The 8638-nt window shown below is 63.5% G+C and carries 9 protein-coding genes and 1 pseudogene; all 10 read left to right on the top strand.

Features of this window, described 5'->3' with window-relative positions:
- A pseudogene (gene nifH / locus ACQR2C_RS32275) lies at nucleotides 1–117 on the top strand (nitrogenase reductase); the annotation flags it as partial.
- A gap of 73 nt (nucleotides 118–190) precedes the next feature.
- A complete protein-coding gene (gene nifD / locus ACQR2C_RS32270; protein WP_315803696.1) occupies nucleotides 191–1693 on the top strand; it encodes a nitrogenase molybdenum-iron protein alpha chain in 1503 nt (500 codons plus the stop codon).
- 83 nt (nucleotides 1694–1776) lie between these two features.
- Complete coding sequence (nifK, locus tag ACQR2C_RS32265; RefSeq protein WP_316179933.1) at nucleotides 1777–3336, top strand: nitrogenase molybdenum-iron protein subunit beta; 1560 nt, start codon at nucleotides 1777–1779, stop codon at nucleotides 3334–3336.
- Between the two features lie 134 nt (nucleotides 3337–3470).
- Nucleotides 3471–5144 carry a nitrogenase iron-molybdenum cofactor biosynthesis protein NifE gene (gene nifE, locus ACQR2C_RS32260; protein ID WP_434837719.1) on the top strand — a complete coding sequence of 558 codons (1674 nt, stop codon included), beginning with the start codon at nucleotides 3471–3473 and terminating at the stop codon, nucleotides 5142–5144.
- Between the two features lie 8 nt (nucleotides 5145–5152).
- Entirely contained in the window at nucleotides 5153–6550 is a 1398-nt protein-coding gene (gene nifN / locus ACQR2C_RS32255) for a nitrogenase iron-molybdenum cofactor biosynthesis protein NifN (protein ID WP_434882940.1), read from the top strand.
- A gap of 25 nt (nucleotides 6551–6575) precedes the next feature.
- Nucleotides 6576–6971 (top strand): nitrogen fixation protein NifX, encoded by a 396-nt coding sequence (nifX, locus tag ACQR2C_RS32250; protein ID WP_315803692.1) that lies wholly within the window; start codon nucleotides 6576–6578, stop codon nucleotides 6969–6971.
- 10 nt (nucleotides 6972–6981) lie between these two features.
- Complete coding sequence (locus ACQR2C_RS32245) at nucleotides 6982–7452, top strand: NifX-associated nitrogen fixation protein (RefSeq protein WP_315803691.1); 471 nt, start codon at nucleotides 6982–6984, stop codon at nucleotides 7450–7452.
- A gap of 16 nt (nucleotides 7453–7468) precedes the next feature.
- Nucleotides 7469–7669 (top strand): CCE_0567 family metalloprotein, encoded by a 201-nt coding sequence (locus ACQR2C_RS32240; RefSeq protein ID WP_006609662.1) that lies wholly within the window; start codon nucleotides 7469–7471, stop codon nucleotides 7667–7669.
- Between the two features lie 22 nt (nucleotides 7670–7691).
- A complete protein-coding gene (gene fdxB / locus ACQR2C_RS32235; RefSeq protein ID WP_008960273.1) occupies nucleotides 7692–7979 on the top strand; it encodes a ferredoxin III, nif-specific in 288 nt (95 codons plus the stop codon).
- Between the two features lie 19 nt (nucleotides 7980–7998).
- Entirely contained in the window at nucleotides 7999–8325 is a 327-nt protein-coding gene (gene hspQ, locus ACQR2C_RS32230; protein WP_315803690.1) for a heat shock protein HspQ, read from the top strand.
- Nucleotides 8326–8638: the final 313 nt, after the last annotated feature.

The following is an 8638-nucleotide window of genomic DNA, read 5'->3' as shown; positions in this document are numbered from 1 at the left end:
CCGACGCCGATCACGATGGACGAGCTCGAGGACATGCTGATGGAGCACGGCATCATGAAGGCCGTGGACGAGAGCCAGATCGGCAAGTCCGCCGCCGAGCTCGCCGCAACGGCGTAACCGCCACCGGTGCTCCGGCCCTTCGTCTCCAAGGGCCGGAGCACCTCCGCAACCGATCATCGAGGAAAGCCAGATGAGCGTCATCGAGAAACAAAGCGTTGCCGAGATCAAGGCGCGCAACAAGGAACTGATCGCCGAGGTCCTGAAGGTTTATCCGGAAAAGACCGCCAAGCGCCGTGCCAAGCATCTCAACGTGCATGAGAACGGCAAGTCGGATTGCGGCGTCAAGTCGAACATCAAGTCGATCCCCGGCGTCATGACCATCCGCGGTTGCGCCTACGCCGGCTCGAAGGGCGTGGTGTGGGGACCTATCAAGGACATGATCCACATCAGCCACGGTCCGGTCGGCTGCGGCCAGTACTCCTGGGCGGCGCGCCGCAACTACTACATCGGCACGACCGGAATCGACACCTTCGTGACGATGCAGTTCACCTCCGACTTCCAGGAGAAGGACATCGTCTTCGGCGGCGACAAGAAGCTCGCCAAGATCATGGACGAGATCCAGGAGCTGTTCCCGCTGAACAACGGCATCACCGTGCAGTCGGAATGCCCGATCGGCCTGATCGGCGACGACATCGAGGCGGTCTCCAAGGTCAAGTCGAAAGAGTATGACGGCAAGACCATCGTCCCCGTGCGCTGCGAAGGCTTCCGCGGTGTGTCTCAGTCCCTGGGTCACCATATCGCCAACGACGCCATCCGGGACTGGGTGTTCGACAAGCTCCCGGCCGATGCCGCGCCGCGCTTCGAGCCGTCGGCCTACGACGTCGCGATCATCGGCGACTACAACATCGGCGGCGACGCCTGGTCGTCCCGCATCCTGCTCGAGGAGATGGGTCTGCGCGTGATCGCCCAGTGGTCGGGCGACGGCTCGCTGGCGGAGCTCGAGGCGACGCCGAAGGCGAAGCTCAACGTGCTGCACTGCTACCGCTCGATGAACTACATCTCGCGCCACATGGAAGAGAAGTACGGTATTCCGTGGTGCGAATACAACTTCTTCGGACCGAGCAAGATCGCCGAATCGCTGCGCAAGATCGCAAGCTATTTCGACGACAAGATCAAGGAGGGTGCCGAGCGTGTCATCGCCAAGTACCAGCCCCTGATGGACGCCGTCATCGCCAAGTACCGGCCGCGCCTCGAAGGCAAGACCGTGATGCTGTTCGTCGGCGGCCTGCGTCCGCGCCACGTGATCGGTGCCTACGAGGACCTCGGCATGGAGGTCGTCGGTACCGGCTATGAGTTCGGCCACAACGACGACTATCAGCGCACCGCCCAGCACTACGTCAAGGACGGCACGCTGATCTACGACGACGTGACCGGATACGAGTTCGAGAAGTTCGTCGAGAAGGTCCAGCCGGACCTGGTCGGCTCGGGCATCAAGGAAAAGTACGTGTTCCAGAAAATGGGCGTGCCGTTCCGCCAGATGCACTCCTGGGACTACTCGGGTCCGTACCATGGCTATGACGGCTTCGCGATCTTCGCCCGCGACATGGACATGGCCATCAACTCGCCGGTCTGGAAGATGGCCAAGGCACCCTGGAAGCAGGCGCCCAAGCCGTTGCTCCAGGCGGCCGAGTAACCACCACCACCCACGGCCTGGCTCTCCTTCGGCGGAGAGCCAGCGCTCCCTGATCGACACAGGAACATAAAGAGGGTTTTCCCATGACGCAGTCTGCCGAACATGTGCTCGATCACTTCGAGCTTTTCCGTGGTCCCGAATACCAGCAGATGCTGGCCAACAAGAAGAAGATGTTCGAGAATCCGCGCGACCCCGCCGAGGTCGAGCGCATCCGCGAATGGGCCAAGACGCCCGAATATCGCGAGAAGAATTTCGCCCGTGAGGCGCTGACCGTGAATCCGGCCAAGGCCTGCCAGCCGCTCGGCGCGGTGTTCGTTGCCGTCGGCTTCGAAAAGACGCTGCCGTTCGTGCACGGCTCGCAGGGCTGCGTGGCCTATTATCGCAGCCATCTGTCGCGCCACTTCAAGGAGCCGAGCTCCTGCGTGTCGTCGTCGATGACCGAGGACGCGGCTGTGTTCGGCGGGCTGAACAACATGATCGACGGTCTCGCCAACGCCTACAACATGTACAAGCCGTCGATGATCGCTGTCTCCACCACCTGCATGGCGGAAGTCATCGGCGACGACCTCAACGCCTTCATCAAGACCTCCAAGGAGAAGGGTTCGGTTCCGGCCGAATTCGACGTGCCTTTCGCCCATACGCCTGCCTTTGTCGGCAGCCATGTCACCGGCTACGACAACGCGATGAAGGGCATTCTCGAGCACTTCTGGGACGGCAAGGCCGGCACCGCGCCGAAGCTGGAGCGCGTTCCCAACGAGAAGATCAATTTCATCGGCGGTTTCGATGGCTACACCGTTGGCAACATCAAGGAAGTGAAGCACATCTTCGAGGCGATGGGGATCGAGTATACGATCCTCGGCGACAATTCGAACGTGTTCGACACGCCGACCGACGGCGAGTTCCGTATGTACGACGGCGGCACGACCCTGGAGGACGCGGCCAACGCCGTTCACGCCAAGGCGACGATCTCGATGCAGCACTTCTGCACCGAGAAGACCCTGCCGTTCATCAAGAACCACGGCCAGGAGGTCGTCTCCTTCAACCATCCGGTCGGTGTGACCGGCACCGACGCCTTCGTGATGGCGCTGTCGCGCATCAGCGGCAAGGAGATCCCGGAATCTCTCGCTCTCGAGCGTGGGCGCCTGGTCGACGCGATCGCCGACTCCAGCGCGCACATCCACGGCAAGAAGTTCGCGATCTACGGCGATCCGGACCTATGCCTCGGCTTGGCCGCGTTCCTGCTCGAGCTCGGCGCCGAGCCGACCCATGTGCTCGCCACCAACGGCAACAAAGACTGGGCCGAGAAGGTCCAGGCGGTGTTCGATAGCTCGCCGTTCGGCAAGAACTGCCACGTGTATCCCGGCAAGGATCTCTGGCACATGCGCTCGCTGCTGTTCACCGAGCCGGTCGATTTCCTGATCGGCAACACCTACGGCAAGTATCTGGAGCGCGACACCGGCACGCCGCTGATCCGCATCGGCTTCCCGATCTTCGATCGCCACCACAAGCACCGCTATCCGGTGTGGGGCTATCAGGGCGGCCTGAACGTGCTGGTCACGATCCTCGACAAGATCTTCGACGAGATCGACCGCAACACCAACGTGCCGGCCAAGTCGGACTACAGCTTCGACATCATCCGCTAAGTGACGGCGCGCGGCGGTCCCTCAAGGGCCGCCGCGCTTCGATCTGGACGACAAGGCTCATGGGGACGGCCGCAGAGGCCGGAGCCTCCTCGTCTGACCAAGACGCGCAGAAGGTCCGCCAACAGGAGAAGCCGATGAGCTCGCTGTCTGCCACGATCCAGAACGTCTTCAACGAGCCGGGTTGCGGCAAGAACGCCAACAAGTCCGAGGCCGAGCGCAAGAAGGGCTGCACCAAGCAGCTGCAGCCGGGCGGCGCGGCCGGTGGTTGCGCCTTCGACGGCGCCAAGGTCGCCCTGCAGCCGCTGACGGACGTCGCGCATCTCGTGCACGGGCCGATCGCCTGCGAGGGGAATTCCTGGGACAATCGCGGTGCGGCCTCGTCGGGCGCGCAGATCTGGCGCACCGGCTTCACCACCGACATCAACGAGACCGACGTCGTGTTCGGCGGCGAGAAGCGCCTGTACAAGGCGATCAAGGAGATCATCGAGAAGTACGATCCGCCGGCGGTCTTCGTCTACCAGACCTGCGTGCCCGCCATGACCGGCGACGACATCAACGCGGTCTGCAAGGCAGCCTCCGCCAAGTTCGGCAAGCCGTGCATTCCCGTCAATGCACCGGGCTTTGTGGGCCCGAAGAACCTCGGCAACAAGCTCGCCGGCGAGGCGCTGCTCGACCACGTCATCGGCACCGTCGAGCCGGAGGTGACCACCCCCTACGACCTCAACATCATCGGCGAATACAATCTTTCCGGCGAGCTCTGGCAGGTGAAGCCGCTGTTCGACGAGCTCGGCATCCGTATCTCCGCCTGCATCTCCGGCGACGGCCGCTACAAGGACGTCGCGTCGTCACACCGCGCTCGCGCAGCGATGATGGTGTGCTCCAAGGCGATGATCAACGTCGCCCGCAAGATGGAGGAGCGCTACGGCATCCCGTTCTTCGAGGGCTCGTTCTACGGCATCCAGGACTCATCGGACTCGCTGCGCGAGATCGCGCGTCTCCTGGTCGAGCGCGGCGCGCCAGCCGATCTCTTGGACCGCACCGAGGCGGTGATCGCCCGCGAGGAGGCCAAGGCCTGGGCAGCGATCGAGCCGTTCAAGCAACGGCTCACCGGCAAGAAGGTGCTCCTGATCACTGGCGGCGTGAAATCGTGGTCGGTGGTGGCGGCGCTGCAGGAGGCCGGCATGGAGCTGGTCGGCACCTCCGTGAAGAAGTCCACCAAGGAGGACAAGGAGCGCATCAAGGAGCTGATGGGCCAGGACGCGCACATGATCGACGATATGGCGCCGCGCGAGATGTACAAGATGCTCAAGGACGCCAAGGCCGACATCATGCTGTCGGGTGGCAAGTCGCAATTCGTGGCACTGAAGGCGGCGATGCCCTGGCTCGACATCAACCAGGAGCGCTCGCACGCCTATATGGGCTATATCGGCATGGTGAAGCTGGTCGCCGAGATCGACAAGGCGATCTACAACCCGATGTGGGAGCAACTGCGCAAGCGGGCGCCCTGGGAGACGGCCAGCAACAATTGGCAGGCCAGGGCGATCGCTCAGGCCAATGCCGAAGCTGCCGCGCTCGCGGCCGATCCAGTCGCAGCTGAAGCCGCGCGGCGTGCCAAGAAGATCTGCCACTGCAAGACGGTCGACCTCGGCACCATCGAGGATGCGATCAAGGCGCATGGCCTCACCGACGTCGCCGGTGTGCGCACGCACACCAACGCCTCTGGCGGCTGCGGCGCCTGTGCCGGTCGGGTCGAGGACATCCTGGCGGCGCAGAAGGCGCCGGCCGAGCTGCTGCAGGCGGCGGAGTAGGAGCGCTCATGGCCAAGGTCATCATCGGAAAGAAGGCCTGCGCGGTCAATCCGCTGAAGATGAGCCAGCCGATCGGCGGCTCGTTCGCCTTCCTCGGCCTGCGCGGCGCGATGCCGCTGTTGCACGGCTCGCAGGGCTGCACTTCGTTCGGCCTGACCTTGTTCGTGCGCCACTTCAAGGAAGCGGTGCCGATGCAGACGACCGCGATGAGCGAGGTCGCCACCGTGCTCGGCGGCTACGAGAATGTCGAGCAGGCGATCCTCAACATCCACAAGCGACAAAAGCCGGAGATCATCGGCATCTGTTCCACCGGGGTCACGGAGACCAAGGGCGACGACGTCGACGGCTACATCAGGCTGATCCGCGAGAAGCATCCGGAGCTGGCGAACTATCCGCTGGTCTATGTCTCCACGCCGGATTTCAAGGACGCGTTCCAGGATGGCTGGGACAAGACCGTCGCCAAGATGGTCGAGGTGCTCGTCGACAAGCCGACGTCGACAAGGCGCGATCCAGCGCGGGTCAACGTGCTGCCGGGCTGTCATCTGACGCCGGGGGACATCGAGGAACTGCGTACCATCATCGAGGATTTCGGGCTGGAGCCGTCGTTCCTGCCGGATATCGGCGGCTCGCTCGACGGTCACATCCCCGACGAGTTCACACCGACGACGATCGGCGGCATCGGGCTGGAGGAGATCGCGGTCATGGGCAGCGCGTCCTGGACGATCGCGATCGGGGCGCAGATGAAGCGCGCGGCGGAGGCGATGCAGGCCAGGACCGGCGTTCCATACCGGTTGTTCGAACGTCTCTGCGGGCTGCTGCCGAACGACGAGTTCATGACGTTCCTGAGCGAGATCTCGGGGCGTCCGGTTCCGGCGAAATATCGCCGTCAGCGTGGCCAGCTCGCCGACGCGATGCTGGACGCGCATTTCCACATCGGCGGCCGCAGGCTCGCGATCGGCGCCGAGCCGGACCTGCTGTTCGACGTCGCCAGCATGCTGCACGACATGGGGGCCGAGATCTCGGTCGCCATCACCACGACGCAGTCGCCGGTGCTCGAGCGGATGCCGTGCGAGGAGGTGCTGATCGGTGATCTCGAGGATCTGGAAAACCTGGCAAAGGAACGCGGCTGCGGTTTGATGCTCACGCATTCGCATGGTCGCCAAGCCGCCGCGCGGCTCAAGATCCCGTTCTACCGGATCGGCTTCCCGATGTTCGACCGGCTCGGGGCAGGGCATCTGCTGACGGTCGGCTATCGCGGCACCCGTGATCTGATCTTCGCACTCGCCAATCTCATCATCGCCGATCGCGAGGACAACCATCAGCCGACGCCCGATACCTGGCTCGATCCCTGGAAGGATACGCCGCCGGTGTCGCTGGACTCCGCCGTCGTGGCGCCGCTGCATTGACGCTTCAGGAGAAAGGACCGACGACATGAAAGTCGCATTCGCTACCCAGGATCTGAAACGCGTCGATGCCCATTTCGGCTGGGCCAAGAACATCGCGATCTACGATCTCGATCCCGAGGGCTACCGTTTCGTCGAGAGCGTCGAGTTCGACGGCGATCTCAAGGAGGACGGCAACGAGGACAAGCTGGCGCCGAAGATCGAGGCGATCAAGGATTGCGCCATCCTCTATGTCGCCGCGATCGGAGGCTCCGGCGCAGCGCGCGTCGTCGCCAACAACATCCATCCGATGAAGGTCAATCAGCCCGAGGAGATCACCGATCTCCTGGGCAAGCTGCAGACCGTGCTGAAGGGGACGCCGCCGCCGTGGCTGCGCAAGGCGCTGGCGAAGGGCCAGGAACGCGCGCTCGATTTCGAGGAATGAGGAAACCACCATGTCCGATACCGCGGTAGCCGTCGAAACCGTCCCCGCCGAGCAGCGGCCCTTCGTCAAGGAGCTGATCAAGGTCTGGCGTGCCCAGGACACCCATGGGGCTTGGGAGGGCAAGAAGGATGTCGATCTGCTCGAGCCCTACATCCTGGACAAGGAGAAGCGGCGCGCTTTGCCGATCATCGGCGATCCCGATCCGGAGACGATCTGGCGGCTCGAGCTGTTCTTCAACGCGGTCGCGCTGTCGATCGAGAAGGCCACCGGCGTGATGATCTCGCCGATGCTGAAGATGAGCCATGAAGGCTTCGGCCGCATGGTGCTGATCGGCGGTCGGCTGATCGTGGTCAACAAGCAGCTGCGCGACGTGCACCGCTTCGGCTTCGACAATCTCGCCAAGCTCGCTGACGAGGGCGACAAGTTCGTCAAGGCCGGCGTCGAGATGATCGAGAAGTTCAAGGATGTCGCGAATTACTGAACTGTGAGGATGAGAGATGAGCGACCTGGACACCCTGAAGGCCGAGATCAAGAAGCTGTCGGCGCGCGCTATGGATGCCAAGATGAACCTGCATGATCTGTCGGAGGAGCTGCCCATCAACTGGGACCAGATCCTGCCGACGGCGCAGAAGGCCCACGAGGCGTTCGCCGAGCTGGAGAAGAAGCGGGCCGAGCTGAAGAAGCTCGAGGCCGCGTGAGCCTGTACAAGGACCCGTCACCATGTCCAATTCAACCCGTGACGGCCGCGACTGGCGGCCGGACTACCTAGTCGCGATCGATGCGGCCAAGTGCATCGGCTGCGGGCGCTGCTACAAGGTCTGCGGCCGCGAGGTCATGACCCTGAAGGGCATCAACGACGAGGGCGAGTTCGTCGAGCTCGACGACGACGAGGATGACGAGGTCGAGAAGAAGATCATGGTCATGCACGACACCGGCGCCTGCATCGGCTGCGGCGCCTGCGCCCGGGTCTGCCCGACCAACTGCCAGACCCATTCGCCGGCGGCCTGAGACTGTCGAGCGTGCCGTCATGCTGCGGATGGAAGCAAAGTTCACAATCGGCCAGGTGACCCGGCATCGCGTCTACGACCTGCGCGGTGTCGTGTTCGACGTCGATCTGTCGTTCTCCGAGGAGGAGGGCTGGCGGGCGATCACGATGGATACGCGGCTCGATCGGGAGCAGCCGTTCTACTATCTGCTCGCCGAATGCGGCGACAGCAGCTACATCGCTTATGTGCCCGAACAGAACCTGGTCGCCGACGTCTCGGGCGAGCCGGTCAAGCATCCGGACATCGGCGAGCTGTTCGACGTCGATGACGGCGGCGGCTATCACTACCGTGGCCGGATTTTTCAGTAGCAGGGACGGATGCGCGCCACAGCGTCATTGTCATTGCGAGTCGCCGCAGGCGACGAAGTAATCCAGAGTCCTCGCGCCGCCCTGGATCGCGTCGCTGCGCTCGCGATGACGGGCATTGGTCCGTAGGGTGGGCAAAGGCGCCTGGGCGGTCTCTCAATAGGGGATTCGGTCTCACGCGCCGTGCCCGCCGTCCATCTGCGCATCCGGAACGATAATGGTGGCACACCATCGGACGCCGATTCGCGTCGCCCGACGGCTTTGCCACCCTACGAGTCTTTTCCTGCCGCATCCATAGCGGCACAGTTCATCCATG

It is taken from the genome of Bradyrhizobium sp. HKCCYLRH3061 (assembly GCF_051168015.1).
In the GTDB taxonomy this organism is placed as follows: Bacteria; Pseudomonadota; Alphaproteobacteria; order Rhizobiales; family Xanthobacteraceae; genus Bradyrhizobium.
Note: the sequence above shows the minus strand (reverse complement) of the source record. Positions and strands in the feature narration are given on the sequence as shown.

Coding starts and splice junctions, on each gene's coding strand:
- nifD (WP_315803696.1), top strand. CDS start 191: ATGAGCGTCATCGAGAAACAAAGCGTTGCCGAGATCAAGGCGCGCAAC.
- nifK (WP_316179933.1), top strand. CDS start 1,777: ATGACGCAGTCTGCCGAACATGTGCTCGATCACTTCGAGCTTTTCCGT.
- nifE (WP_434837719.1), top strand. CDS start 3,471: ATGAGCTCGCTGTCTGCCACGATCCAGAACGTCTTCAACGAGCCGGGT.
- nifN (WP_434882940.1), top strand. CDS start 5,153: ATGGCCAAGGTCATCATCGGAAAGAAGGCCTGCGCGGTCAATCCGCTG.
- nifX (WP_315803692.1), top strand. CDS start 6,576: ATGAAAGTCGCATTCGCTACCCAGGATCTGAAACGCGTCGATGCCCAT.
- ACQR2C_RS32245 (WP_315803691.1), top strand. CDS start 6,982: ATGTCCGATACCGCGGTAGCCGTCGAAACCGTCCCCGCCGAGCAGCGG.
- ACQR2C_RS32240 (WP_006609662.1), top strand. CDS start 7,469: ATGAGCGACCTGGACACCCTGAAGGCCGAGATCAAGAAGCTGTCGGCG.
- fdxB (WP_008960273.1), top strand. CDS start 7,692: ATGTCCAATTCAACCCGTGACGGCCGCGACTGGCGGCCGGACTACCTA.
- hspQ (WP_315803690.1), top strand. CDS start 7,999: ATGCTGCGGATGGAAGCAAAGTTCACAATCGGCCAGGTGACCCGGCAT.